Annotated in this window: 24 protein-coding genes; 17 read left to right on the top strand and 7 right to left on the bottom strand. The window is 48.3% G+C overall.

Annotated elements, in window-relative coordinates:
- Window positions 1-15: 15 nt before the first annotated feature.
- From rpmI to NATSA_RS13725, 9 genes are all read left to right on the top strand, one after another.
- Window positions 16-213 (top strand): 50S ribosomal protein L35, encoded by a 198-nt coding sequence (rpmI, locus tag NATSA_RS13765; RefSeq protein ID WP_210513188.1) that lies wholly within the window; start codon window positions 16-18, stop codon window positions 211-213.
- A 27-nt stretch (window positions 214-240) separates the two neighbouring features.
- Window positions 241-594, top strand: a complete 354-nt coding sequence (rplT, locus tag NATSA_RS13760) for a 50S ribosomal protein L20 (RefSeq protein ID WP_210513187.1) — start codon at window positions 241-243, stop codon at window positions 592-594.
- A 98-nt stretch (window positions 595-692) separates the two neighbouring features.
- The gene (gene pheS / locus NATSA_RS13755) at window positions 693-1,709 is read left to right on the top strand and encodes a phenylalanine--tRNA ligase subunit alpha (RefSeq protein ID WP_210513186.1); all 1,017 of its coding nucleotides are present in this window, start codon (window positions 693-695) and stop codon (window positions 1,707-1,709) included.
- Window positions 1,710-1,882: 173 nt separating this feature from the next.
- Window positions 1,883-4,312: a phenylalanine--tRNA ligase subunit beta gene (pheT, locus tag NATSA_RS13750; RefSeq protein ID WP_210513185.1), complete on the top strand. Its 2,430-nt coding sequence runs from the start codon at window positions 1,883-1,885 to the stop codon at window positions 4,310-4,312.
- A 44-nt stretch (window positions 4,313-4,356) separates the two neighbouring features.
- Window positions 4,357-4,797, top strand: a complete 441-nt coding sequence (locus tag NATSA_RS13745) for a hypothetical protein (protein ID WP_210513184.1) — start codon at window positions 4,357-4,359, stop codon at window positions 4,795-4,797.
- A gap of 134 nt (window positions 4,798-4,931) precedes the next feature.
- Window positions 4,932-5,243 carry a cell division protein ZapA gene (locus NATSA_RS13740; protein WP_210513183.1) on the top strand — a complete coding sequence of 104 codons (312 nt, stop codon included), beginning with the start codon at window positions 4,932-4,934 and terminating at the stop codon, window positions 5,241-5,243.
- A 241-nt stretch (window positions 5,244-5,484) separates the two neighbouring features.
- A complete protein-coding gene (locus NATSA_RS13735) occupies window positions 5,485-6,300 on the top strand; it encodes a TIGR00282 family metallophosphoesterase (RefSeq protein ID WP_210513182.1) in 816 nt (271 codons plus the stop codon).
- Entirely contained in the window at window positions 6,297-6,998 is a 702-nt protein-coding gene (locus NATSA_RS13730) for an ABC transporter ATP-binding protein (RefSeq protein WP_210513181.1), read from the top strand. Before NATSA_RS13735 ends, NATSA_RS13730 begins: the two co-directional genes overlap by 4 nt.
- A 76-nt stretch (window positions 6,999-7,074) precedes the next feature.
- Window positions 7,075-7,770 (top strand): tetratricopeptide repeat protein, encoded by a 696-nt coding sequence (locus tag NATSA_RS13725; protein ID WP_210513180.1) that lies wholly within the window; start codon window positions 7,075-7,077, stop codon window positions 7,768-7,770.
- 157 nt (window positions 7,771-7,927) lie between these two features.
- Here the strand turns inward: NATSA_RS13725 and NATSA_RS13720 are convergent, their stop codons facing one another.
- Window positions 7,928-8,341: a DUF2721 domain-containing protein gene (locus NATSA_RS13720; RefSeq protein WP_210513179.1), complete on the bottom strand. Its 414-nt coding sequence runs from the start codon at window positions 8,339-8,341 to the stop codon at window positions 7,928-7,930.
- A gap of 119 nt (window positions 8,342-8,460) precedes the next feature.
- Complete coding sequence (gene ppc / locus NATSA_RS13715) at window positions 8,461-11,256, bottom strand: phosphoenolpyruvate carboxylase (RefSeq protein ID WP_210513178.1); 2,796 nt, start codon at window positions 11,254-11,256, stop codon at window positions 8,461-8,463.
- 227 nt (window positions 11,257-11,483) lie between these two features.
- Between ppc and NATSA_RS13710 the strand changes: the two genes are divergently transcribed.
- The 7 genes from NATSA_RS13710 to NATSA_RS13680 all read left to right on the top strand — a co-directional run bounded on the left by NATSA_RS13710 (window position 11,484) and on the right by NATSA_RS13680 (window position 21,344).
- A complete protein-coding gene (locus NATSA_RS13710) occupies window positions 11,484-12,188 on the top strand; it encodes a thymidine kinase (RefSeq protein WP_210513177.1) in 705 nt (234 codons plus the stop codon).
- A gap of 9 nt (window positions 12,189-12,197) precedes the next feature.
- Complete coding sequence (locus tag NATSA_RS13705; RefSeq protein ID WP_246481838.1) at window positions 12,198-13,538, top strand: NupC/NupG family nucleoside CNT transporter; 1,341 nt, start codon at window positions 12,198-12,200, stop codon at window positions 13,536-13,538.
- A gap of 173 nt (window positions 13,539-13,711) precedes the next feature.
- Window positions 13,712-15,676: a peptidylprolyl isomerase gene (locus tag NATSA_RS13700; protein ID WP_210513176.1), complete on the top strand. Its 1,965-nt coding sequence runs from the start codon at window positions 13,712-13,714 to the stop codon at window positions 15,674-15,676.
- On the top strand, window positions 15,669-16,568 hold the full coding sequence (locus NATSA_RS13695; RefSeq protein ID WP_210513175.1) for a peptidyl-prolyl cis-trans isomerase: 900 nt from the start codon (window positions 15,669-15,671) through the stop codon (window positions 16,566-16,568). The genes NATSA_RS13700 and NATSA_RS13695 overlap by 8 nt, the downstream gene beginning before the upstream one ends.
- Before the next feature lie 68 nt (window positions 16,569-16,636).
- Entirely contained in the window at window positions 16,637-18,127 is a 1,491-nt protein-coding gene (locus NATSA_RS13690; protein WP_210513174.1) for a peptidylprolyl isomerase, read from the top strand.
- A 65-nt stretch (window positions 18,128-18,192) separates the two neighbouring features.
- Window positions 18,193-19,191 (top strand): AAA family ATPase, encoded by a 999-nt coding sequence (locus NATSA_RS13685; RefSeq protein WP_210513173.1) that lies wholly within the window; start codon window positions 18,193-18,195, stop codon window positions 19,189-19,191.
- A 14-nt stretch (window positions 19,192-19,205) separates the two neighbouring features.
- A complete protein-coding gene (locus NATSA_RS13680) occupies window positions 19,206-21,344 on the top strand; it encodes a hypothetical protein (protein ID WP_210513172.1) in 2,139 nt (712 codons plus the stop codon).
- A gap of 253 nt (window positions 21,345-21,597) precedes the next feature.
- Here the strand turns inward: NATSA_RS13680 and NATSA_RS13675 are convergent, their stop codons facing one another.
- The 3 genes from NATSA_RS13675 to NATSA_RS13665 form a co-directional block, all read right to left on the bottom strand.
- The gene (locus NATSA_RS13675; protein ID WP_210513171.1) at window positions 21,598-22,842 is read right to left on the bottom strand and encodes a hypothetical protein; all 1,245 of its coding nucleotides are present in this window, start codon (window positions 22,840-22,842) and stop codon (window positions 21,598-21,600) included.
- Between the two features lie 35 nt (window positions 22,843-22,877).
- Window positions 22,878-23,333, bottom strand: coding sequence for a hypothetical protein (locus NATSA_RS13670; RefSeq protein WP_210513170.1), 456 nt, complete (start codon window positions 23,331-23,333; stop codon window positions 22,878-22,880).
- 220 nt (window positions 23,334-23,553) lie between these two features.
- Window positions 23,554-24,096: an adenine phosphoribosyltransferase gene (locus NATSA_RS13665; RefSeq protein WP_210513169.1), complete on the bottom strand. Its 543-nt coding sequence runs from the start codon at window positions 24,094-24,096 to the stop codon at window positions 23,554-23,556.
- 224 nt (window positions 24,097-24,320) lie between these two features.
- On the opposite strand from NATSA_RS13665, the gene tadA reads away from it, so the two are divergent.
- Window positions 24,321-24,815 carry a tRNA adenosine(34) deaminase TadA gene (tadA, locus tag NATSA_RS13660; RefSeq protein WP_246481837.1) on the top strand — a complete coding sequence of 165 codons (495 nt, stop codon included), beginning with the start codon at window positions 24,321-24,323 and terminating at the stop codon, window positions 24,813-24,815.
- A gap of 5 nt (window positions 24,816-24,820) precedes the next feature.
- Here the strand turns inward: tadA and nadD are convergent, their stop codons facing one another.
- Together nadD and NATSA_RS13650 are read right to left on the bottom strand one after the other, a co-directional pair.
- Window positions 24,821-25,405, bottom strand: coding sequence for a nicotinate (nicotinamide) nucleotide adenylyltransferase (gene nadD / locus NATSA_RS13655; protein ID WP_210513168.1), 585 nt, complete (start codon window positions 25,403-25,405; stop codon window positions 24,821-24,823).
- A 32-nt stretch (window positions 25,406-25,437) separates the two neighbouring features.
- Window positions 25,438-25,852, bottom strand: a 415-nt coding sequence (locus tag NATSA_RS13650) for an outer membrane protein assembly factor BamD (protein WP_210513167.1), incomplete at its 5' end; no start/stop codon positions are given.

The raw sequence follows: 25,852 nt of genomic DNA, 5'->3' as shown, positions 1-25,852 counted from the left end.
TTTTTAGGGTTTGATATGCCTAAAATGAAATCCATAAGCGGCGCCAAAAAGCGTTTCAAGTTTACCGGAAGCGGTAAAATAAAGCGCCAGAAAGCGTTCGCAAGTCATATTCTTACGAAAAAGACACCAAAAAGGAAGCGGAATCTGCGGCAGACAACACTGGTTGACAAAACCGATGTGAACCGCGTACGTATCATGCTTCCGAATTCCTGATTTTTTTAACAACCTAAAACTGAACAAATGCCACGATCGACCAATAATGTGGCTTCCCGTCGCCGTCGCAAACGGATATTAGACCGTGCGAAAGGCTACTGGGGTGCAAGAAGCAAGGTCTACACCATCGCCAAGAACGCGGTGGATAAAGCCCTTCAGTACCAGTACCGCGACAGGAGAGTCCGCAAAAGAGAATTCCGAAAACTCTGGATCACACGTATCAACGCTGCAGCCAGACAAAACGGCACCACCTACTCCAAACTCATGGGTGCAATGAAATCCCGTGAAATGGAGATCAACCGGAAGGTACTTGCCGACCTCGCTGTGCATGATCCAAAGGCCTTCTCTGCTGTTGTTGAAACAGCGCAGAAGAAATCCTGACCCTGTTTTAATTCTGAAACCGGCAGTATCACTCAGGTGCTGCCGGTTTTTTTATGTTCAGGCAGGATACCTGCTACATCCATTTATCCCAAGTAAAAATGCCATCAAATACCGATATCGAAAAAATCCGCAAGGATCTTGAAGATGCCCGACTTGACTCTGAAGAAGCACTGGAAGCATTCCGGCTGAAATATCTTTCACGAAAAGGCATTATTACCGATCTGCTGGCCGGTATCGGAAAAGCAGCTCCGGAAGACCGCGCCCGGCTGGGCAAGGAACTCAATGCACTCAAACAGAAGGCAAAATCCCGGTTTGAAGAAGCAAAATCTGCCCTTGCCTCTGATACATCACGGACACTCACCGCATCCGATGACCCAAGCCTGCCTCCCCTGCCACTGCCGGTCGGTTCCGAACATCCCCTGTCCCAGACGATGAATGAAATCAAATCCATTTTCTACCGGCTCGGTTTTACGATCGCAGACGGTCCGGAACTGGAGGACGATTTCCACAACTTTACTGCTCTGAACTTTCCCCCCGAACATCCTGCCAGGGATATGCAGGACACCTTTTTCATCCGGAAGGATGAGCAGGACCCCGGCCGCGACCTTGTCCTTCGTACTCATACCTCCCCCGTGCAGATCCGCCTGATGAAAGAGCAGGCACCGCCGGTCCGTGCCATCATGCCCGGACGTGTCTATCGCAATGAGTCCATCACAGCCAAATCCTACTGCCTGTTTCACCAGGTTGAAGGACTGTATGTCGATAAAAATGTCAGCCTGGCTGATTTGAAACACACACTGATCACTTTTGCCTCCCACCTTTTCGGAAAGCAACTGAAGTACCGCATCCGGCCATCTTTTTTCCCGTTTACAGAACCCAGTCTTGAGATGGATATCTGGTGGGAAACAGACAACCGGCCGGGGCAGTGGATGGAAATTCTCGGGGCAGGCATGGTGCATCCCAACGTACTCAAGGCCGTTGATGTGGATCCGGAAAAATGGACCGGATTTGCCTTTGGGATGGGAGTCGAACGCATTACGATGTCCCGGTACGAGATCGATGACATCCGCCTGCTGTATGACAACGACCTCAGGTTTCTGGAACAGTTTCCGTAATTTACCCGGGATCTGTCAACTGATGGCTTGAACCGGATCGCTTGTCTGCATTATCAGAGCATCCCGATGCAATATCCGTGACCGGTCCGCAGCACTGCAGCACAGCGTGTTATCACATATGTGATGACATTATATCTGAATATCTGACGAAATAAACTGAGACTATATAACTGATGAAAATTTCGTATAACTGGCTTTCACAATACCTTTCAGAAATACCTGATCCTGAAGAGACCGCCGAACGGCTGACATTAACCGGCCTGGAGGTCGAGGAAACCGAATCAACAGGATCGGATTTTCAGGGAATTGTAGTGGGCGAAGTCCTGGAGGTCCAGCCTCATCCAGATGCAGACAAACTGGTTGTCTGTCATGTAGATACAGGTAATAAAGAGCCCAGTCAGATCGTGTGTGGTGCTCCGAATGTTGCTGCCGGTCAGAAAGTTCCGGTGGCTACTGTCGGGGCTGTGCTGCCGAAACCTCTTCCCGACGGAACGCCATTTAAAATCAAAAAAGCCAAAATACGCGGCCAGAAATCCTTCGGAATGATTTGTGCCGAAGACGAACTGGGGCTGAGTGATGACCATACCGGCATTATGGTCCTTGATGACCGGACTACGCCCGGAACTCCTTTTGCTGATCTGGTCGGCAGCAGCCGCGATACCGTATTTGAGATCGGCCTGACCCCCAACCGCCCGGATGCTACCTGTCATCTGGGTGTTGCACGTGACCTTGCCGCTGCCACCGGTGCAGATTTGAAAAAACCGCTGGATAATCTGCCTGAACCGGAAGCCAATCTGAATGACGGTACCATCCGCATAACCGACACCGACAAATGCCACCGGTATGTCGGCATCCTGATGCGCGGCATCCGTATTGGTCAGTCGCCAAACTGGCTGAAAAACTATCTCGTATCCATAGGGCTCCGCCCCCGGAACAATGTTGTGGATATCACCAATTACATTTTGCATGAACTGGGGCAGCCGCTTCACGCTTTTGACTACAAAAATTTGGCCGGCGGGCAGATTGATGTCCGGTCTTACGATTCTGATATCACGTTCACTACTCTCGATGATGTAGAGCGCACGGTTCCTGCAGGATCGCTTTTCATATGTGATGCTGAAAAGCCCGTTGCACTTGCCGGAGTTATGGGTGGCCTGAACTCCGAAATTTCAGAACAAACTACCGATATTCTTATCGAATCTGCCTGGTTCGAACCGGTTGGAATCCGTAAAACAGCACGTTCTCTTGCCCTTCAGACGGACTCATCATATCGGTTTGAAAGAGGTGTTGACCCTTCAATCACCCGCCTGGCCGCATTGAGATGTGCCGGCCTCATCCGGGAGCATTGCGGAGGAACAATCGAAGGCATCAGTGATGTGCATCCGGTTAAGACCAGCCCTCTCAAAGTGACATTACGCAAGCCGCGTCTGACACAGATTCTCGGTGTTGAGATACCCGGGGAAAAAACAGTCAGTATCCTGAATAAACTGGAAATATTGACAGAACCATCGCAAGAAAACGGCGAAACCAAATGGATCTGCACAGTACCCACCTTCCGGCCGGATATCACAACCGAGATCGATTTGATCGAAGAGGTGGCAAGGATATATGATTACAATAACATCCCCGATCCGGAACGGATTACCATTGCCAATCCTCAGCCCGTCCCCTTTCACGAAACATTCCGGGAAAAAGTCCGCAATGCCGCAGTCGCCTCCGGTCTGAAAGAAATCTATACCAACAGTCTGCTGCCGGAACGGCTGCTTGATGCTGCAGGCGGTGAGCACACTGTGATTCCAACACTGAATCCGATCACAAAAGATCAGGCCCTGCTCAGAACGGATTTGAAATACGGTTTTCTCAGGTCGGCTTCATTTAACTTCAACAGAAGTGTTCCCGGTGTCCGCTTTTTTGAGATCGGAAATATTTTTAAAAAGGATAAAAAAGGCGGAAGCTGGATCCCCGGCATTCACGAATCCACTCATCTTCACATAGGGATTGCCGGAAAGAATCATGCCGATCACTGGAAAGAATCTGCCCGTGATGTTGATCTGTTTGATCTCAAAGCGCTGGTCATATCGGTCCTCCGGCAGCTGGGTCTGGAAGACAGAGTCCAATGGAAAGTTTCCGGTCAGGGACTGTCTCTTCTGGCCAGTTCTGACGACAATCAAACCCGCATAGGTACGCTTGAGTCAGCCGGTGAAGATTGGAAAAAGCTTACCGATGTAGAAAAGCCTGCATTCACCGCTGAGCTGGATATTACCTTGCTCGAACAACTTGCGGAACAAGGCAGCCGCAGGATCTATCAGCCGGTTTCCCGGTTCCCTTCATTTGAATATGATCTTGCGCTTGTTGTGGACAAATCGGTTCCGGCCGGAGACCTGGAGCAGAAGATGTATGAGACAGCAGGGCATCAGCTCAGAAGTGTGGAAGTTTTCGATGTCTTTGAGGGTGGATCTCTGAAAAAACATCAAAAAAGCGTTGCATTTCGTTTGACGTTTCAGGATAATGATAAAACACTGACCGCTAAGGATGTCGACCCTGTTATCCAACAAATTTTAAAGAAACTGAAATCGGATTTTTCAGCAGAGCTTCGTTCCTGATTCGGTCAGAACCATTTATTGTGTATATCTAACGGAGCCCTGATGTGAGTTACCGCGAAGAGTCATATTACAAGGAGTTTCGTGATCTGCTTGGTGAGCTGAAAAGCCGCTTGTCCGAGCTGAAAACAGAAAGAACGTCACTTAAGAGTGAAAATCGCAAACTCAGCAATGAGTTAAAAGAAGTCAGATCACAACTCGCCGAGTCCGGCAGGGAAACGGTGCGACTTCGCGAGGAGCTTGATCAGCTGAAAGCCGCCAAAGAGCAGAATGAGTCCTCTGAGATCAGCAGCAGCCATTCAACCGGCGGCGAACCCGAGCAAGGTACTTCAACTGCCCATTCTGATGTTGATTCAAATAAAACAACTGCAGATGTCGAACAGGACCTTTTTTCGGAGCTTGGCAAAAATGAAAAGGTAGTTCTTCGCCAGCAAATAACGGAACTGATCCGGCGAATAGACAAACACCTTGAACGATCCAGGCAATAAAAAATACCTTGAACTGAAATAACCATGACAGAACACAAGTTACGGTATACAGGCAAATACTGTCATGGTATTTCACTTCGTGACCTTCGGTTCATCTGTCATTTTAATCCGGAAATTTAAACAGATGGAAACAAATGAAATCGATTAAGGTATCCATACTCGGCAAGCAATACCCCCTGAAGATCAATGAAGGGGATGAAGAAATGATGCATCAGATTGCAAAATACGTTGACAAGCGTTTTCAGGATTTCCGGAAGGCGCTGGCCAGTCAATCCGACTCAACCATCATGGTGCTTGCCAGCCTGAGTATTGCAGAGGAGCTCTTTCTGGAAAACGGAAATCAAACTCCGGATACCGATTCTGAAAAGCAGGCCATCTTCTCAGAAATAAATCACTCACTTCGTGAATTATTGGATGACATTGAGCGGGAGAATAACGATATTTAAGTAGTCGTTATACACGTGAGTGTTAAAAACGCTTTTGAGGCAGGATTAACATAAACAAGCACAACACTTAAAAAAAAGGGTGTTTAACTTCGTTCGGCAATGCCAGGCCTCATGTCACGCAATGTGAATAGTGGAAGGCAGACCCGATGCGAGTGGATGCCCGCACTGTCAATGACGGTAGCTTGTATTGTGCCTGCTTCATTAGCGTTTTTTTTATCTGTATTTATCCGAGATTTTTTTCATGTCGCAACAACTCAAGGTTCTGTTCATCGGTGATATAGTAGGCTCTCCCGGCCTCTCACTTCTGGAAACACTTCTGCCCTCCATTATTAGCAAACACAACGCAGATTTTGTAATTGCCAATGCAGAAAATTCGCATGAAGGTATGGGGATCAATGAGGAGATCATCCGCAGCCTGTACAAACTAGGTGTCCATGTGATTACCGGTGGCAATCACAGCTTCGCAAAATGGAAAATCTATCCGTACATGAAAACCGATCCCAATTTGCTCCGGCCTTTGAATTACCCGAAAGGAGCACACGGATTCGGATACGGTATCTATGATATTCCGGGCACATCTCAAAAAATCGGTGTCGTCAATCTTCAGGGCCGCACATATATGCAAACCATTGACGACCCGTTTCGCACTGCAGACTGGGTGCTCGAAAAGGTAAAGGAACAGACCAACATTATTTTCATCGACTTTCATGCCGAAGCAACTGCGGAAAAGATGGCCTTCGGCTGGTATGTGGACGGCCGTGCATCCGTTATGGCCGGCACACACACCCATATCCCGACGGCCGATGCCCGGATCCTCCCGAAAGGAATGGGCTATATTACCGATGTGGGTATGACAGGCCCCTACCACTCCGTTATTGGTATGGATAAGGAAACGGCAATAAAACGTTTTCTTATTCAGACTCCGCACAAATACAAAATGGCCAACGGTGACAACCGCATTTGCGGACTGGTCACGGAAATTGACACTGAAACCGGCCAATGCAGCAGCATAGAACCCGTTACTTTTCCTGGTTTTGAAACCAAAGCATCATCGTGAATACCGGAAACTTATTACTACAAGCCCAAAACATCCACAAGACCTACACGGGTAAAACCGAACCTGTGGAAGTCCTGACCGGCGCCGATCTTGAAATTCATGAAAATGATCTCACCGCCATCGTAGGGGCAAGCGGTTCAGGAAAAAGCACCCTGCTTCACATCCTGGGAGGCCTGGACAGACCCGATCGCGGCTCCATATACTTCCGGAATGCAGATCTTGCACAGATGAATGATGAGGAGCTTGCAAAATTCCGGAATCTCAATATTGGCTTTGTGTTTCAGTTTCATCATTTGCTCCCGGAGTTTACCGCTCTTGAAAATGTCTTTATGCCCGGATTGATTGCAGGAAAACCGATGAACCAGATTCGTGACCGCGCCGGTTACCTTCTCGATCAGACAGGACTTTCAAACAGAATGGATCACCGCCCGTCCGAGCTTTCCGGCGGCGAGCAGCAGCGTGTTGCTGTAGCAAGAGCGCTTATGAACGAACCGGAGATTTTGATGGCTGATGAACCAACCGGAAATCTGGATGAGCGCAATACCGAAAAGCTTCTCTCCGTATTATTGGAAATGAAGCAGAAAGAACGTACCGGCATTGTTCTGATCACTCACGATCACCGGATCGCGGAAATAGCTCCGAATATTTATGAGCTGAAAAAAGGGACATTGCAGCCGGTTACCTTGCAAAACTCCTGATTTTGTCATCTGATAAAACAGTGATATATTTAGCACATTCTTAAATCTTTACATCGTATCCGTTTTATTTACAACTATGGCCAAGCGACTATCCAAAGAACAACTTGAAACCGACCCGCTTCTTACCAGTTACTACCTGTTTACCAGTTTCCTGAAACGAAACATGGCAGCCGTCATCGGAATTACACTTGCTGTAGTTTTGCTGATAGGTGGTGGTGTACTTTATTATTTATATTCTGAGCGCCAGGAGCATGAAGCTCAGGAACTGCTGGTCAGGGCTGAACAGGCTTTTCAGCAAGGTGAATATGAAATAGCTCTTGAAGGAGATGCTGACATGCTGACCGTCGGACTTGTGGACATAATCAATGATTACGGACGTACCAATGCCGGAAATCTGGCCCGGTACTACGCCGCCGTAGCAGAATCCGAACTGGGTAATTATGAGCAGGCGCTTCAGTATATCCGTGATTTCGATCCCCCCTCCGGCATACTTGGTGTCGGGCCCATAGCATTTCAGGCTGTGATCCATGCCAATCTGAACAATTATGAGGAGGCGGCCCGTTTCTTTGTCAAAGCAGCTGAATGGGATGAAAACGAATCTACCACACCTCAAAACCTGCTTCAGGCTGCACAGGCATACATGGAAGCCGGCGACAACAGCCAGGCCATCAGACTCGTAGAGCGCATTGTCAATGAATACGAAGACTCACGATCGGCAGAACAGGCACAGCGGCTTGAGGGTATGCTTATTGCGGACGGGGCCGGCAGTTGATTCCGTGAATGGGCGCAGGGCTGTCTATTGAATTTTTCATTGATGCAACATTATTTCAGCACGAACGTAATATAAGTAAGTGCAGCTGGCGAAAGCACTGCATGGACAGGACACAATAAACTACATTGACCTCTAAGTTTTCAGCCCCTGGTACTGATTATACCGGGGGCTTCGTTTTTTCAGCCCCGCTCATATCGCTCAGCTGAATATTCAAGGCCCGTATTGAAATCTGTATTTCCCAAACCGATAATCCGAGAGAGGCCAGCAGGAAAACAAGGCTGAAACCGAATGTCCACTTTGCAGCCGGCATATATCCCTGAAACAGCAGCAGCATACACAGTGCAGATAAGAACAGACTGATCACACCGAGCACCTGCATATCCCGAATCAGACGCGTGCGCAGTTTCAGATTACGTATCTGGTCAAACAGCAGCGGATCCTGTTCCTCTTTATATTTACCATGAAGATTTCTGATGAGCGTAGCCAGTGTCAAAAACCTGTTGGTATAGGCGAGCAGCAATAATGAAATGGCCGGAAACAGGAGTGCCGGAGTAGAAAGATCAAGTGACATGAATAAAAAAATATCCTAAAGATTAATAATACACGCGGTACAGCCGGTTGCGGGTCCGCATTCTGCGAAAGATAACCTGTATCGCGCCGGATTCCGCATAACCTGCCTCAGATTTATTCCTATCCGGTACTCTGCATCGCAGCAGCAATTCCGTTAATGCTTGAAAACAGGGCATGCCGCAACTTGGATGTTTTTAATGCTTCGTCCCGGTTTCGGTGCATCAACTCGATCTGAAGCATATTCAGTACATCCGTATAGGGATTTCTGAGAGATATGGATTTGCGGATTACCGGATTGGATGCCAGAAGTTCATCCTCCTGTGAAATGGAAAGCAGGTGATCTCTTGCCATTTCAAACTCGCTGACAATATCCTGATGATATCCGTTTTCAGCCTGACGCGAATAGCGTTCCGCCATTTCCAGATGCGCCCGTGCCAGCTCCCGTATGGCATTGTCGATAACTGACCGGAAAAACCGCGACTCCTGATACAGCCTGCGCATCATTTCAAGATCTTCCGGATGATCTTTCAAATAGGAATTCAGCGCCTCGCCTGTTCCGAACCATCCGGGCAAATTGTATCTGGTCTGAGTCCATGCAAAAACCCAGGGTATAGCCCTCAGGCTGTCAAAATCGACTTCTTTGCCTGATTTTCGCGATACCGGCCTGGATGCAATGGGCAGCGCGCTGATGAACTCGATTGGTGTTATTTCCGCATACCATTTCCATACTTCATCCCGCCGGGTAAATGTCTTGTATGCTTTCATCGACCTGTGCGAGATCTCCTCCATCATAGCCACGGCCTTGCTGTCACTGTTGAAATGGTGTGTTTTTTCATGGCTGGCGCCGGCAGTGGAACGAATCATGGCATTTACCATCTGTTCCAGGTGGCGCCTTGCAATGGTTGGCAGTGCGTACCGGAATGATATAACCTCGCCCTGCTCAGTGAATCTTATTTTACCGTTGTGACAGACCTGCGGCAGCCCGAGTATGGCCTGGTTGGAGCGTCCGCCTCCGCGTCCCACCGTCCCGCCGCGCCCGTGAAAAAGCCGGCAGGTGACACCATGTTGATCACATACCAAAGCCAGGTCTTCCTGGGCTTTGTGCAGCGCCCAGTTGGCCATCCAGTATCCGCCGTCCTTGTTGCTGTCGGAGTATCCCAGCATGATCTCCTGAAACTGCCCCCGGTTCGCCAGATGCTTCTGATAGATGCTGTTCTGGAACAACTCGGTCATGACCTTGCGGCTGGCGGTAAGATCATCAACGGTTTCAAACAAGGGTACAACATCGAGTTTGCTGGCAACCTGGCCGTCCTGATAAACCCAGAGCGCGGTTTCCCTTGCAATCAAAAGCACTTCCAGGAGATCACTTACCTCATGTGTCATGCTCACAATTATGCTGCCGATCACATCCGGATTCCGGTCCAGCGCCTTTGCAACCACCCCGAAGGTATTCATCAACTCAGAAGAAGCATCACTGAGCTCGGCGTGCCTGGGAATCAGCGGACGGGGACTTTCCAGTTCGGACTGCAAAAGAGCAACCTTTTCCTGTTCATCAAGAGACCGGTAGGCGGGGTGCACACCGGCAAGCCTGAACATCTCCCCCACACATTTCTGGTAAACCTCGCTGTGCTGACGGATGTCCAGAGATGCAAGATGATAACCGAAGGTCTTGATCTGATACTGAAGTTTTCTGAGGCTGCCCCGTTCGGCAAGCTGCCTGAACCCGCCCTGCTCCAAAGATGTAATCAGCTGCTGCACATCGTTCAAAAAGTCATTGACAGGGTAAGGCCCCTCCCCCATTTCATTTGAATCCTTCAGTGAAACCTTCTGCTGCTCCAGTTTTTCCTGCATGAAGTGAATTTTCAGCCGGTAAGGCTCATGCCAGTAGCCTTCAATATCAAGGCCGGTATCAATTTTTCTGTTGTCCTCTTCGATAGATTCACGCAGCAAATCCGGAACAATGGTGTGGCGGGAAGATATACTCAGCTCATACCACAGGTCACTCAGCGCTTTTTCATAATTTTCGAATGCTGCTTCGTAATGATGGCGAATCGTCTCGCTGGTCATTTCGGATGTAACCTTGGGGTTTCCGTCCCTGTCACCTCCGATCCAGCTGCGGTACTTCAGAAAAGCCGGCAGTTCAGGCCGCTTGCCGTAATAAATTTCCGAGGCATCCTCGAGGTCTGTGAAAATGCGCGGAACCGTATTCCAGATCGAGTTGGTAAGAAAATACAGGCCGTTGCGAACCTCGTCATACACGGTAAGTCCGGTCGAGCGCACATCATCAGTTGATATCAGAACACTGATCTGTGAAAAAAGCTCCGACAGCAGCTGCTCCTTTTCAGAAGGAATCAGCGACTCTATATTAAGCCGCATCAAAAGATTGGAAATATTCTGCTGGATATGCAGAATACTTCGGCGGCGGGCTTCTGTAGGATGGGCCGTGAGCGTCGGCTCCATATCCAGTTTATCTATGATTCTCAGAAACTCTTCATAGGATATGTTCTTTCTGGTCAGATAATGAACGGCCTGCATGACCGACTCATCCCTGGGCTGCTCTGCATCAGCCTTCAGCTCACGCTCCCGGTTGATACGGGTGATTTCCAGCTGCTCGGCACGGTTCACAAGATGAAAAAACGAGGTAAAAGCGCGCAGCAGCCAATCCATCTGATTGGGTGTCAGCGATTTCAGCTCCCTCTGGATCTCATCCCGCACCGATTCCTTGTCGCTCCCGGCTTCATAAGCCGACTTGCACCGTGAACGGAGTGACTCCACCAGCTGAAACATCTCCTCACCGGCTATCGACCTCACTGAATGTCCAAGCATAGATCCGAGCAGATTAACATTCCGGCTCAGTGGACGGGAAATCCCCTCTCCTTCGGCCTCGATATCCAGACCTTTCCATTGTTGTTTCATAAAGCAGGTTTTCAACTGATAATTGCACGCTCCGGTATTGTCAGCCAAAGCACATTCAAAACGTAAATATAAGAGTCTTGTGGACATGGATGAACTGCAAGTAAAAAAAAGCATGCTCAAGGAGCAACTTTTGAAGTTTCTGTTTTTCTTTTATTCATTGGCCGGATATATTGAGCCAGACAAACACTTTAGAATCAAATTAATTTCAAGAATCGTCACTTCAGTTTATGGTCAGCGAACCCACAGTACTATCGGGTAATATCGGATGGATAGAGGTTGTTTGCGGAGGTATGTTCAGCGGAAAGACCGAGGAACTCATTCGCAGGGCAAGAAGAGCTCAGTTTGCAGGGCAGCGCGTCATTATTGTAAAACCCGAGATTGACAAACGGTACGATGATTTGAAAATCGTATCACATAATGCAACATCCCTTCCCGGTATTGTGACAGCCACGGCCGATCAGATTGTACTCATGACCGGTAATGCAGAAGTGGTCTGCATAGACGAAGCCCAGTTTTTTGACAGCAGACTGGTTGATGTGGCCAACACGCTGGCCAACAGCGGGAAAAGGGTAATCATCGCCGGGCTCGACATGGACTTTGAAGGAAAACCGTTTGATCCGATGCCGGATCTGCTGGCAATCGCCGAGTACGTGACCAAGCTGCACGCCATTTGTGCCGAAAGCGGGATGCCGGCAAATTACTCGCAGAGAGTTGTGAAAAGCGACAAGCGCATCCTTGTCGGAGAGTCGGAAGCATACGAACCCAGGGCCAGACACTGTTTTCGTCCGCCTGTTGATGAGCCCCGGCGCAAAAAGCCAATTGCGTTCAACCAGGCTGCAACAGGTAACAGCACCGGGGAAAAATCCGGAAAACATGAAAATGATCATGGCAGCGAAAAAGGGGATAATGCTGCCGAAAATATTAAAAACTAATAAATCACTATGGATCTGACCGATTTACTGCGCGGGCTCATCGGAATGGCCTTTCTGATAGGTTTGGCCGTATTAATGAGCAAAGACAGACGCAACATCAGCTGGAGGCTTGTTGGTATAGGGCTTTCCATTCAGGTAGGCCTGGGAATTCTTATTCTGAAGGGTGAGCAGATGGCTCAGTACTTCTCTCCTCTGGGCTGGCCAAAGGAGCTTTTCCGATTCATTTCATCCTTTTTTGTTGTCATTCTGGATTTTACTACTGAAGGAGCCCAGTTCATATTCGGCGATCTTGCACTTAGTCCCGGAATGGAAGGCAGCATGGGCAACTTTTTTGCCTTTCAGGTACTTCCCACTATTGTATTCTTTGCCTCCATCACCACCATTTTATACCACTACGGCATCCTACAGGCTATTGTCCGTGGTATGGCAAAAGGCATGCAGAAAATGCTTGGCACATCCGGAGCGGAGACCCTCAGCGTTACTGCCAACATATTCATCGGTCAGACAGAATCCCCTCTGTTGATCAAACCGTACATCGACAAAATGACGCGTTCGGAGCTTCTGACCGTGATGGCGGGCGGTATGGCCACTATTGCCGGCGGAATCATGGCCGCATACATTCAAATGCTCGGCGATGCCTATGCCGTGGCCAATGAGGTGAGCCTGAACGTGGGCCGGCAGCTATTTGCCGAACAGCTGCTGGGCGCCAGCATCATGGCTGCTCCTGCTGCCATCATATTCGCAAAAATTCTTTATCCCGAAACAGACAAACCGGCCACCATGGGTGATGTCGAAATATCCGTAGAGAAAAAAGATGCCAATGGCATTGATGCCGCCTCCTCCGGAGCGGCTGAAGGACTCAGGCTGGCTCTGAATGTCGGTGCCATGCTGCTGGCGTTTATAGCCCTGCTTGCCATGATTAATTCCATGTTCATGTGGTTTGGCGATACCATCGGACTGGAGCGTATTTTCCCCGGCTTTGAGCTTACCATGCAGTCACTGCTGGGGGTCATTTTCGCGCCCCTGATGTTCATACTCGGCGTTCCCTGGGCAGATGCGGTCACTGCAGGCTCCATGCTCGGCACAAAAATTGTGCTGACGGAATTCATTGCCTACTCCGACCTTTCCGAGTTTATCCGGCAGGAAACACTGCACCCAAAAACCATCGCCATGGCTACATTTGCACTTTGCGGATTTGCCAACTTTGCTTCCATCGCCATACAGATCGGTGGAATCGGCGGGCTGGCACCATCCCGGAAGTCTGAAATAGCCGAGTTTGGAATCAAGGCCGTCATCTGCGGAACCATGGCCAACCTCATGTCCGCAACCATCGCCGGCATCCTTTACTGAACCCGTCAGAATATCCTCATTTTAAATCATAATAAGCGATTAGCAGCCGCGTTTTGCTACGGAATAGTCTTGAAAAAAGATTATCTTCCGTGTTTAAATTGCCAGGGTATTTCATTATTCGTATTTCAGTGGACTACACGCAACAAACCAGTATTACAAGTACAAGACTAATTATGAAGCGTTCTATAGGTGCAAGTATTCTTGCAGGTTTACTTTTCATTTCCGGCTGTTCCCTGTTTCAAACATCCCGCTCCCCGGAATCAGATGATATCATAGTCGGAAAAATTGACGGCACACCGGTCACATTTTCGGAGCTTGAAGCTCAATATAACAAATCAAATCAGCTTCTTGAGGGTGAGGAAGACGCCCGGGGCCTGGAAGATTTCTTTGAATTATACATGGATTACCGCCTGAAACTTCAGGTAGCCCGTGACGCCGGCTATATGGACGATTCCGAAATTATCGATGAACTGGAATCCTATGAGCGGCAGTCGGCCTATCCGTTCTGGATGGAACGCCATGTTAAAGACAGACTCCTGGACGAGCTTTATGAGCGTTCCAAAGAGATGGTCAATGCGCAGCACATTCTCATCAGCCTGCCTGAAAACGCTTCACCTTCTGACACCCTTCAGGCATACGAAACACTGATGGAGGCCCGTGACCGGTTTCTGGAAGGTGAAGAAGATTTTATGTCACTTTCTAATGAGTACTCAAGCCAGCAACGCGGCCAGAGCATGGGCGGCGATCTCGGATTCTTCAGTGCCGGATGGGCTGTGAAGCCATTTGAAGATGCTGCATACAGCCTTGAGCCCGGAGAAGTAAGCAAGCCGGTTCGCTCCTCTTTCGGTTATCATCTGATTTACGTCAAGGACCGGATCGAAAGCGGACCCAACAAAAGATTCTCACACATCTTCTACAATACCCGGAATGTACCCGATCCCGTCGACTCCGTTCTCTCAAAAGCCGAAATCGCCTATCAGGAACTTGAGACCGGAGATGACTGGCACGATGTGGTTGAAAGACATTCCCAGGACGAGCAGTCGCGCCTGAGCGGTGGTAATATCGGATGGGTAAACTATGGAATGTATGACCCGGACTTTACCGACACCCTGATGACTCTTGAGAATCCGGGAGATTATACCAGACCGTTTGAAAGCGAATACGGCGTCCATATAGCGCGACTGGATTCCGTTTACCAACCGACAGAAGAGGAAATCAGAGAAGAGCTATCTGAGCGGCTGCAACAGCTGCCTCGTTTTCGTGAAAATGAAAGAGCCGTGCGTGACAATGCAGCCGATGTAGGCAATTTACGGGTTCACCGGGAGAATCTGGCCCGCTTTGAAGACTATCTGCGTGAGAATTTCCGGGGCGATGTAGCCAGTATCTCTTTCCCGGACAGCATTCTTGAAAAAACGATCATCTCGTTTAATGATAAAAGCTGGTCCGCCGATGATTATCTGACCTGGCTGAAGCCTGAAATTAGTGAAAAAAACAATCCAAGCTATCAGCATCAGTTTGCTGACGAATTCAAGAACCACATTATCGACAAGGAGCTTGTTTCCCTGACCCGTTCCCGTTTCCCCGAGTTCAAACAGCTTAGTGAAGACTATCTGACCGGACTTGCCGTATTTCGTGTTAATGAGGATTCTGTCTGGACGTACGCAAGGCAGGATACTGCCAGACTCAAAGAGCTGTATGAAGCCAACACTGATGACTATCATTTCGATACCAGATACAAGTTTGTCCGTTTCTCAGCCAGTGCAGACAGTACCCTGGACAAGGTGCGCGAAATGGTGGATGCGGGTGAACCTGCAGACAGTGTGAGAAATGAAATCTCAAATGTGGTTGTGCGGCGTGATGTGACCAGCAGAATCGAGAGTTCACCCTACGATCAGCTAAAGAATCTTCATGAGGGTGAGTTTTCGGAGTATTTTGAATACCGCCGGAGAAGAACCACTATGTATCTGGAAGAGTTGATGGATGCCAGGCCAATGACTTTTGATGAAGCATTCAACAAGCTTGTAACAGATTATCAGGATATTCGTGAGAAGGAATGGCTGGAAGCCATGCGGAAAAAATACCGGGTGGAAACCTATCCTGAAGTTCTGAAAGCAAAATTAGAAGAACAGGATGACTGATTTTCATCCAAAGACCATTCTGGTCGCCACGATTGTGCTTTTTCTGATCTCCTCATGTGAAAGAGTTGATCATGAGGATGGTATTGTTCTGGCCGAGCTTGGCGACCGCGTCCTTTTGCTTGATGAAGTCAAAGATAATGTAAGCCCGGAGTTTTTTGAGTCAGACAGTCTCGCGGCAATAAACAGGTACCGGAACGACTGGCTCAACAGGCAGCTGAAGGTCAAAGAAGCCGGCAGACTTGGTCTTGATCAGCACGATGAGGTACAAAAGCGTATTCAGGAAGCAAAAGAGTCCATACTTATAGACGCTTTCCATGAAGCTGTTTATCTGGAGGTTTCATCCGATCCGGTAACACGCTCCGAGGCCCAGGAATACTACGAGAGCAACAGAGAAAAATTTGTTCTTGCTGAACGTCATGTCCGGTTCCGCCATCTCATCGCTCCCACCTTATCAGATGCCCGGAATGCCAGAAATGCGCTGCAGCGCGGACAAAGCTGGCGCGATATCGCTGAACAATACGCCGTTAACCCCCAGCAGGCCATACGAATCTCCAGGCAATACTTCCCCCTGTCCTCGGCTGCAAGACAGTACGAAGAGATCAATGATTTTCTCCAGGTGATTGGCGTTTCTGAAATATCCCCCATCCGCCGGATAGATGACCATTATCACTTTGTGCAGCTGATGGACAGCCGTGAAGCAGGTGATCATCCTCAGATGGAGTGGATAATTGATCAGATTACCGAATGGCTGATGCTGGAGCAACGCAGGAAGAAACTCAGAGCCATGGAACAAAATCTGTTTTTACAGGCTCAGGCGAACAATGAATTGAGGATCTATGACGTAAGACAACCAGAGCAGGAAGTAGAAATTGTTACTGACAGTCTGCCATAGAGAAAAATTTGATACGAAAATACGGCCGGAATCAGTTTTAAATAGAAATAAGGCCTGAAAACGAATATATGTTTACTATTAAATACATGCGAATTTCCGTAACACTGCTGCTGTTAATTCTTTTTACCACCGCTGTGACAGCTCAGCAGCGACAGGTAGCCGATCAGATTGTTGCTGTAGTCAATGATCATGTCATCCTGCAATCGGATGTCAATCAACGACTGTTTGAATTCATGCAGCAAAGCCAGTCTGAGCAATTTGAAGAGGAGATGTGGTATTATGTGCTTGAGTCTCTGATCGACAATTATGTCCTGGTTGAAAAGGCAAAAATCGACTCGGTTGTTGTCAGTGATTCGGAAGTAGACCGCATTCTGGATCAGAGAATACAGCAGCTTGTAGAACAGGTTGGCAGCGAACGAGAGCTTGAACAAGCTTTCGGCCAGCCTATCGTAGAAATCAAGGCCGAGTATGCAGACCAGTTCCGTCAGGACCTGAAGGTAAACCGGGTGCGTCAGAAAAAAATGGAGCGGGTCAACATTACGCGCCCGGAAGTCAGGGAATTCTTCGAATCCATTCCGGAAGATTCACTTCCGATGATACCGGAATCGGTCGGGCTGTCTCAGATCACGGTCAATCCGCCGCCGAAGGAAGATGCCAGAATCAACGCCCGTAATCTTGCAGAACAGCTTCGGGATTCCATCCTTAACCACAATGCCTCCATGGAAGACCTTGCGCGGGAATACAGTGACGGCCCGACCGCTTCGGAAGGCGGCAGACTGCCAATGGTGGCAACAACGCAGCTTTTGCCGGAGTATGCAGCCGCCGCGGCTGCGCTTGATCCCGGAGAAGTTTCCGAAGTAGTTGACACGCCGCAGGGATTTCACGTCATCCGGCTTAACGAACGACAAGGAAATGAAATTTCCACGCACCATATCCTGATTTCCGTTCCTGAAGAAGAACTTGACGAAGACTATGCCATTGAAAAACTCACCGCCATCCGGGACAGCGTGATGCACCACGGCAAGAGCTTTAGTGAGATGGCACGCCGGCATTCAGATGACCGGAGCACGGCGCCGGCCGGAGGACGACTGATTGACCCTCAGACGGCGCAAAGAAATATTCCCGTAAATGAACTGGATCCGTCTCTCTACAGACTGGTGCTGACGCTGGAAGATGTCGGCGATGTCTCCGAACCCCGTTCATATACTTATGGAGAAGATGAGCAGCGGGCTTTCCGCATTGTTAAACTCAGCAACCGGATTGAAGAACACCGCGCCAATCTTGAACAGGATTACCAGCTTATCCGCAACTTTGCCCTTCAGGAAAAAAGTCAGAGAGAAATGAGCAAGTGGATTAAGGATCTTCGCGATGATATGTATGTCGAGTATCGCGTGCCGGTTCCGGATTATGATCCGATGGATATGCCTGATCAGCTTGCTCCTGATGCAGCCGGTGATCCCGAGGATATGCAGCAGCAACAGCCTCCGCCGCAACAACAGCAGCCGCAACAACAGCAGCCGCAACAACAGCAGCAACAGCCTCCGCCGCAACAGCAATAAGCCCTCCTGAGCAACAATCGGACTGAACCCGGCGGATGCTGAATCAGAATCAGACCAGACAGATTATGACGAAAGATAAAAGCTTTGACAAGGTGCAAGCTGCAGAGCAGTTCACTGATGATTTTAAAAAACTCAGAACAGAAATCGGAAAAATTGTCGTAGGTCAGCAGGACATCGTCGATCAACTGCTGATCAGTCTGTTTTCACGCGGTCACTGTATACTCGTTGGTGTTCCGGGACTGGCCAAAACGCTGTTGATTCGCACACTGTCACAAAGCCTGAGCTTGTCTTTCAACCGTATTCAGTTCACACCGGACCTCATGCCCGGTGATATCACCGGCACGGAAATAATTGAAGAAGATCCGTCCAGCGGAAAAAAAATGTTCCGTTTCATTCCGGGTCCGCTTTTTGCCAATATCATTCTGGCAGATGAAATCAACCGGACTCCGCCCAAAACACAGGCTGCATTGCTTGAATCAATGCAGGAATACCATGTGACGGCCGGCGGAACGCGTCACGATCTCGAAAAGCCATTTTTTGTTCTTGCTACACAGAACCCCATTGAGCAGGAAGGCACCTATCCCCTGCCCGAAGCCCAGCTGGACCGGTTCATGTTCAATCTCTGGCTTGATTATCCTGCATTTCAGGAAGAGCTCGATATCGTCAGCCAGACAACCGCACCCAGGGATGTCACAGTCAACCCCGTGCTCGATGCTGATCAAATCATCAAATACCAGCAGCTGGTAAGGGAAGTCCCGGTTCCTGACAGCGTCCTTGAGTACGCCGTACGACTGGTATCTCAAACCCGGAATAACACAGATGAGGCACCCGATTTCATCAATAAGTACCTGAGCTGGGGTGCCGGTCCACGTGCCTCGCAGTATCTCATTATCGGCGGAAAGGCAAGGGCACTTGCAAGCGGCCGCTACAACGTGACTGAAGAGGACATACAGCATCTGGCCATACCGGTCCTTCGTCACCGCATCGTAACCAATTATGCGGCTGAAGCAGAGGGCTACAATACAGTATCGATAATCAGGCGCCTGCTTGAACATACCGGTTAAATCATTTCGTCCCGATGGACTTCCAATTTGACGGTTTTCAAAACACGATCCCGCTTTTCTGGATCATAGTCATTCTGTTGGCTGCTGTGAGCCTGTCAGTCTGGACTTACTGGAAGGTGGATGCACTCTCAACTGCCATGCGCAGAACGTTGATTGCGCTCCGAAGTGCCGCCTTTCTTATTCTGATACTTTTACTGCTTAATCCGGTTATCTCGCTCAAGGACCAGATCACTTCACCTGTACGGATCGTTCAGCTGATCGACAACAGTCATAGCGCTGCCATTGAAAAAGGCGACTATGGCGGCGAAGATCACTATCGTGAAATACTGAGTCAAATCACACCAGAAGCGGAAGGTCGTTTTGAGCATGTCTCAATTGAAACATTTGGCTTTGATGCGGGTTTGTTTGAACTGGATTCTCATGATGACCTTGATCTTGAAGGTACCCGCACGGATATCAATCAGGCCCTGGTTGATTTTCTCGATCTGTTCGATGAACAGGATGCAGTCATCCTGGTGACTGACGGAATCGTCACTTCGGGCAGAGATCCGGGCGCCACAGCCTCGCGTATGCCCGTTCCCGTCTATACCGTCGGAATAGGTGATACTACACGGCAAAAAGACATTGTGGTGCAACGCGTCTCACACAATTCCTCGGCGTCGCTGAACAGCCGCATGCGCATTGAAGCCTCCATCCTCAATGACGGGTTCCCGGATGAGGATATCGAGGTTCAGCTGCGCCAGGACGATACTATTCTGAGCGATACCACCATCCGTTCATCTGAAACACGGTCCGTACAGCATATCCCCTTTGAACTGACTCTGGATGAAGAAGGATTGCAGCAGTTCCAGATCCATGTGCCGGAAGTAGACGGCGAGTGGACGACTGAAAATAATACCCGATACTTTTCTGTAGATGTACGTGATGACCGCATCCGTATTCTGCACCTGGCCTACGACATTCATCCGGATGTCAGAAATATGAGGTCATTTCTTCGTGAAGACAAGCAAATTTCTCTGGAAAACCGTACATGGACCGGAGAGGACCGCTATATTGAAGGAGAGCTGCCTGATGAACCGGACACACTCGATCTGGTTATTCTTCACGGCTTTCCGCATTTCGACCTTGATGCATCTCATGCCCGTGATGTAGTTGACCGTTATGAAAGCAACGCACTTTTCCTGATCGGATCCCCCGGGCAGGATGTGTTCTCTCTTTCATCTCTTTTCGAAGGCAGACTGCCGCTTCGTTTCAGCTCTGACTTTTCATGGAATGACGTTCAGGTGCGAACATCTGCCGCCCGTCAGGATCACGCTGTACTTGACTTTGACATACCGGACGATTTGCGCATGGCACCCGTCAGGGGTCCGATAAGCAACGTAAGCACCCGCGGTGATGCTACTCCGCTTTTAAAAAGTAATTACCGGGGTTCTGAAACAGACGCCCCTCTGCTCGCAGTCCAGTCTCTTGCAGACAGAAACATATCACAGCTGAACGGCTTTAATTTTTACCGGTGGGCATTGAGTACGGATGCATCATCAAGACGATTTTGGGAAAACTTGTTGAACAAAACAGTAAAATGGACAGCTGCATCTCCTGACGAACAACTGCTTGAACTGCGACCTGCTGATCAGGTATTTCAGGTTGGTGAGCCTGTGATTATTAATGGTTTTCTGCGAAATGAAGCCGGTGAACCGGAGCCGGACGGTGTGATCAACCTGACTATTGAAAATGATGACGTGGATGATCTTCGATACGTAATGAATAATGAAGGAGATGGGCAATATCAGCTTGAAATCGGTAATCTGCCCGAAGGTGTTTATTCATATCACGGATTGGCAAAGCGCGGCGACCGGGAAATTGACAGCAGAACCGGACAGTTTACCGTCGGTGGAATAAACCGGGAGTATCTGAATACAGTAAGAGACGATGAGCTTCTTGAAATGATTGCCGGTGCCTCCGGCGGTTCATACTTTCCACATGAACGGGCAGATGAACTGTATGACGCTATTGAGAATGATATCGGTTTCGAGCAGCGTCAGGAGACAACCACGCAATCTGTAGCCCTTTACCGGCACCCGTTCTGGTTTATCGTTGTGCTGCTGCTTCTGACTCTGGAGTGGGGCCTTCGAAAATATCGTGCACTGGCCTGATTGCCCTGAACGGACATTTATCCCTTCTCTCTCTGCTCACCCCGTCCATTTCAGTCAGCCTGCCGTCTTAAATCTGCAAAAAGCACTGTAAAGGATGCAGTTTATAATAATCGGTTCGCCTGAAAGTGTCTTGGCCCGTTTTCGCCCCCCCCAAATAAAAAAGCCGGCCCCTTACTAATGAAGGGTACCGGCCTGATATTCTGTGAGTTTTTTCCGGATTGAAGATGAACCGGAAAGATGTCACAAATTCACATTACTTCTTGCCTTTTTCTTTGATGTAAAGACCGATAAGCACCAGAATGATGATAATCGCAAGGCCAAGGAAGATAAGCGTTGTGTATGATGTCGGCTGAGCATGGAGTTTCCACTCGGTCAGCTTCTCATCAATAGTATTGAAGTTGTCGTATGTCAATACATTGGCAGAGATCATGTACTCCTGCCAGCGGGGTTTGACATCGTTAAACCAGAAGTTGGCAAAACGCTCATATCTTTCAACTTCTTCCTCTCCACCGGAGTCTTCTGCTCTTTCGATGGCTTCATCGAGGTAGGTGTTGAGAGAAGTGTAGAACTCGAGAGAGTTGCTGAAGGGCGACAGCTGAATGTTATTCTGTTCAAAAGCATCGGCCAATGTCGTCCATGCAGCATCGTCAATGAGCATTTCCCACTCATCCATTTTTCCGACGATATCATCGAGACGCTCCTGGCGATTAGTTTCAGAGACATAAATATCAGCGAGGTCACGTCCCATGTTTTCCCACATACGCTCGAATTCAACCTGAACACCGTAGAGCTTGAGGAAATCCTGAGTACTCAGTTCCGTATGTGTATTCAGGAAGTCGATATTGTTATCTACAACAGATTCGATATGTCCGAATACATTCTGAGCGTCAATCTCAAGGGCAAGATCGCGCCGCTCATCAGGCGAGAGTGACTCAAGATCAACATTTTCGTATGCAACAAATGTTGAGTCAACCATCTTGATGATGAACTCGTCACGCTTGTCAAGCTCCTGTCGAAGTCTGCGGGCCTGAGCAGCATTGGCATCTCTGGAACGCCGCATGGCTCCCAGTTCCTCGTTCAGAGAGTCGGCACGCTGCTGATATCTTTCAGCATCGCCGGTCAGTTCCTCGATACGTTCTTCAAGAACGACAACGGTATCACCTTTTTCACCAATTCTTTTGATGCGTGCCTCGGTTACTTCCGTCAATTCTCTCAGATTGGTCATTCGCGCCTCGAGAGTCTCCGGATAGAGCACACGATCAAGCAGATCGACATGATCGCGATACCGGTCTTCCATCTCATCAAGTTTCTCATTGACTGACTGAGCTTCTTCCTCAGTTTCAATTGTTTTCAGCGCATCCATGACTTCAGCGTGATCCTGATCAAAATTTTGTTTGATCCGGAAGTCTGACTGAAATTGGGCTTGTACCTGACTGGTGAAACCCACGGCAAGTACGAGCAGCGCTGCCAGTACTGTTTTAATGTTTAACTTTTCCATTGTCTTTATACTTGTTCGTAGCTTAAAATTTCGGTTTAGTTTGCAAGGCCGTCTTTGGTCAGGCGGTATTCCTGATCACCATCGATCAACTGAATTTCAGGAGAGCGCTGGTTGAAAGCCGGATTGGCCAGACCTGCTTCCGAAACACGGATTCTTTCATACAGCTCCAGATTCCTTCCATCTGGTTCAAATACATAGACCCTGGTATAACCAGGAGCAGTTACGAAATAAAATCCGTCTCTGCTACGAATGAATCGCACTTCTTCGGGCAGGGAAGCGCCTTCTCCATGCTCCTTGACGTTCATCGGGGTTACATCGAATCTGATACCCAGCCTTACATCTTCTACCATACCATCCTGATCAGGAGTGGCTACTGATTCCATCGGCTGGGCATAGTCGACATCGGTGAGTGTTAGCGAGGGACCGCAAGCAACTGTGAAAACAAGCAACGTTGCTGCTGATAATTTCCCCAGAAATCTGAGATGTTTCATTGAGACCATTTTTCTTTGCGTTAAATTATTGTTGATCGTGTTTTGTTTCCTTTAGCTTCGTTCTTGAAAATTTTGCCAACCACTGGTGTTAAATTGTTTTCAGCAGGAACATTAACCATGAAAATATCAAAAAAATATACCGAATAAAATAACTTATCCTACAATATTTTAGTTATTCTTCTGATTTTTTGTGGAATCTCATGTAAAATCGTCTAAACCGTTAAATTTCAATCAGGGAATGCACAGGAATTTCACGTTCCAGTTTTGCCCTGCCGTTTAAAAATCCAAGCTCCAGTATAAAAGAGTATCCGATAACCACGCCACCCAGCTCTTTAATCAGTTCTGCAGCGGCTTTTGCAGATCCCCCGGTTGCCATAAGATCGTCATGAATAATCACCCTGTCACCTTCTGAAATCGCGTCACGATGCATCTCAAGTTGATCCGTGCCATACTCGAGATCATATTCGACACTGATTTTCTGTGCCGGAAGTTTGTTAGGCTTTCGGACGGGTACAAAGCCTGCATTCAAATCAGTTGCAAGCCGGGTACCGAAAATGAATCCGCGTGATTCAATTCCCGCTACCAGATCAACTTTCTCATCTTTGAAAGGGTCCAATAACAACCTTGACGTCAGTATCAGGGTTTCAGGATCCTTTAGCAACGGAGTAATATCCTTGAAAACTATTCCTTTTTGTGGAAAATCGGGTATGTCACGAATGTGACCCCGAAGAACTTCAATATCTTTTGACCGAGATTTTGTCATAAATAATCCATCATTTGAAAACAGAAAAGCAACATTATAAGAATATTGGGAATATTTAAAAACGTTCTCTTCATTAATTCAAATATCTTCCGGAACTTTTAACTTTGCAGGTTCCGGTTTCAGGTTTTTAAATGGACTATTTTTAGAAACTCCGGTATGTTTCCGATCCTGATGCTACTGAAAATCACTTCCTTTTACAGAGTGATACAAAAATCAGATATCTGATGACTACATCGAATTTTTCACCTTACGACCAGAAACACTGGCATTTCATGAATCAGGCTTTTCATGAAGCGCAAAAAGCCGCTGATGCCGGCGACATACCTGTAGGTGCTGTCATTGTCCACGAAAACAGAATAGTTGCCAGGGGCCACAACCAGGTAGAACTGCTGAATGACCCGACAGCACACGCCGAAATGATCGCCCTCAGTGCCGCATTTGAATACTTTAACGAAAAGTATTTGTCTGAATGCTGCATGTATGTGACACTGGAACCGTGTGCCATGTGTGCCGGAGCCCTGGTCTGGTCCAAGATCGGACATGTTATATTCGGTGCTCAGGATGCGCAGGCCGGCGCCTGCGGTAGCCTTTTCAATATTGCCTCAAACGATCATCTGAATCATCGTGTCAAACTTGTTCAGGGTGTAATGGAACAGGAATGCGAAGCGCTTTTGCATGCTTTTTTCAGTGATAGGCGCGATAAAAAAAGCAAAAAGTAAACCATTCAGCTCCGGTATAAATTGTTGTTTCTGATGTAGGCGGCTATTTCAGGAGAAATCATGCCGCTTCCCGGTATATTGCCTTCAGCGATTTCATTTCTAATTTCAGTTGATGAAACATCCACCATGTCATGTTTGCAGTAATGAATGGTGAATTCGTCTAACGCTTCCGGCGGATCTTTCGGAATACCGGGCCTGGCAGCCACCAGCAGCGATACGTACCCGGATATTTTTTTATATTTATACCATGAAGGCATTGTTTGCAGAGTGTCACTGCCAATACAGAGAACAAAGCCGTGATCCGGATACCTTCCGGCCAGAGCAGCAATGGTTTTCAATGTATAGTGCGGAGCGGATATGTGCCTTTCTATATCTGACAGCCTGACTCCTTTGATACCCGACACGGCCAGCTCTACCATGTTCCACCGGTCTCTGAAAGGGGCAATTTCCGCCTGATCTTTGTGCGGAGGAGAGGGAGTGGGAACAATCCACAGTTCTGAAATGGTACCTGAAGACAAAAACGAATATACCATCGCCTCATGGCCACGGTGAAACGGGTTAAAGGTACCGAAAAACAATCCAGTAGCCATGCGAACATTACCAATTAAGCAAACGGCACCCCTTATCGCTCAGCTGTGACCGTTGTGAATTCCGACAGGCCTTCAAGCGCCCTGTCATAATATTCTTCAGCCTTTGACCGGTTTTCACCTCGCGGAAAAATCTGAACATACTGCTGGTACGAATCTACAGCACTCTGGAATCGCTCCTGCTGACGTTCACGAACACTGTTTTCAGCAAATTTCACATTGGCAAGGATTTTATTGACAAGTGCCCTCTCTGCCCACTTGCTTTCCGGAAACTGTTCTACTGTAAGGTCATAGTATATAGCGGCCGACTGAAATTGCCGCACTCTCATGTACATTTCACCCGCTTCGAACTTTTTCCTTGCAAGCTTGTCACGGAGCTCATCCATATATTCGCGGGCTTCATCAGCAAGTTCGGAGTCGGAATAACGCGTCACAAACAGCTGGAATCTG

Source organism: Natronogracilivirga saccharolytica (assembly GCF_017921895.1).
In the GTDB taxonomy this organism is placed as follows: Bacteria; Bacteroidota; Rhodothermia; order Balneolales; family Natronogracilivirgulaceae; genus Natronogracilivirga; species Natronogracilivirga saccharolytica.
The sequence above is the reverse complement of the archived record's forward strand: the minus strand, read 5'-3'. Positions and strand labels throughout refer to the sequence as shown.

What these genes read in the sequence shown, in the direction of transcription:
- rpmI (WP_210513188.1), top strand. Translation starts at nt 16, where the DNA reads ATGCCTAAAATGAAATCCATAAGCGGCGCCAAAAAGCGTTTCAAGTTT.
- rplT (WP_210513187.1), top strand. Translation starts at nt 241, where the DNA reads ATGCCACGATCGACCAATAATGTGGCTTCCCGTCGCCGTCGCAAACGG.
- pheS (WP_210513186.1), top strand. Translation starts at nt 693, where the DNA reads ATGCCATCAAATACCGATATCGAAAAAATCCGCAAGGATCTTGAAGAT.
- pheT (WP_210513185.1), top strand. Translation starts at nt 1,883, where the DNA reads ATGAAAATTTCGTATAACTGGCTTTCACAATACCTTTCAGAAATACCT.
- NATSA_RS13740 (WP_210513183.1), top strand. Translation starts at nt 4,932, where the DNA reads ATGAAATCGATTAAGGTATCCATACTCGGCAAGCAATACCCCCTGAAG.
- NATSA_RS13735 (WP_210513182.1), top strand. Translation starts at nt 5,485, where the DNA reads ATGTCGCAACAACTCAAGGTTCTGTTCATCGGTGATATAGTAGGCTCT.
- NATSA_RS13725 (WP_210513180.1), top strand. Translation starts at nt 7,075, where the DNA reads ATGGCCAAGCGACTATCCAAAGAACAACTTGAAACCGACCCGCTTCTT.
- NATSA_RS13720 (WP_210513179.1), bottom strand. Translation starts at nt 8,341, where the DNA reads ATGTCACTTGATCTTTCTACTCCGGCACTCCTGTTTCCGGCCATTTCA.
- ppc (WP_210513178.1), bottom strand. Translation starts at nt 11,256, where the DNA reads ATGAAACAACAATGGAAAGGTCTGGATATCGAGGCCGAAGGAGAGGGG.
- NATSA_RS13710 (WP_210513177.1), top strand. Translation starts at nt 11,484, where the DNA reads ATGGTCAGCGAACCCACAGTACTATCGGGTAATATCGGATGGATAGAG.
- NATSA_RS13705 (WP_246481838.1), top strand. Translation starts at nt 12,198, where the DNA reads ATGGATCTGACCGATTTACTGCGCGGGCTCATCGGAATGGCCTTTCTG.
- NATSA_RS13700 (WP_210513176.1), top strand. Translation starts at nt 13,712, where the DNA reads ATGAAGCGTTCTATAGGTGCAAGTATTCTTGCAGGTTTACTTTTCATT.
- NATSA_RS13695 (WP_210513175.1), top strand. Translation starts at nt 15,669, where the DNA reads ATGACTGATTTTCATCCAAAGACCATTCTGGTCGCCACGATTGTGCTT.
- NATSA_RS13690 (WP_210513174.1), top strand. Translation starts at nt 16,637, where the DNA reads ATGTTTACTATTAAATACATGCGAATTTCCGTAACACTGCTGCTGTTA.
- NATSA_RS13685 (WP_210513173.1), top strand. Translation starts at nt 18,193, where the DNA reads ATGACGAAAGATAAAAGCTTTGACAAGGTGCAAGCTGCAGAGCAGTTC.
- NATSA_RS13680 (WP_210513172.1), top strand. Translation starts at nt 19,206, where the DNA reads ATGGACTTCCAATTTGACGGTTTTCAAAACACGATCCCGCTTTTCTGG.
- NATSA_RS13675 (WP_210513171.1), bottom strand. Translation starts at nt 22,842, where the DNA reads ATGGAAAAGTTAAACATTAAAACAGTACTGGCAGCGCTGCTCGTACTT.
- NATSA_RS13670 (WP_210513170.1), bottom strand. Translation starts at nt 23,333, where the DNA reads ATGAAACATCTCAGATTTCTGGGGAAATTATCAGCAGCAACGTTGCTT.
- NATSA_RS13665 (WP_210513169.1), bottom strand. Translation starts at nt 24,096, where the DNA reads ATGACAAAATCTCGGTCAAAAGATATTGAAGTTCTTCGGGGTCACATT.
- tadA (WP_246481837.1), top strand. Translation starts at nt 24,321, where the DNA reads ATGACTACATCGAATTTTTCACCTTACGACCAGAAACACTGGCATTTC.
- nadD (WP_210513168.1), bottom strand. Translation starts at nt 25,405, where the DNA reads ATGGCTACTGGATTGTTTTTCGGTACCTTTAACCCGTTTCACCGTGGC.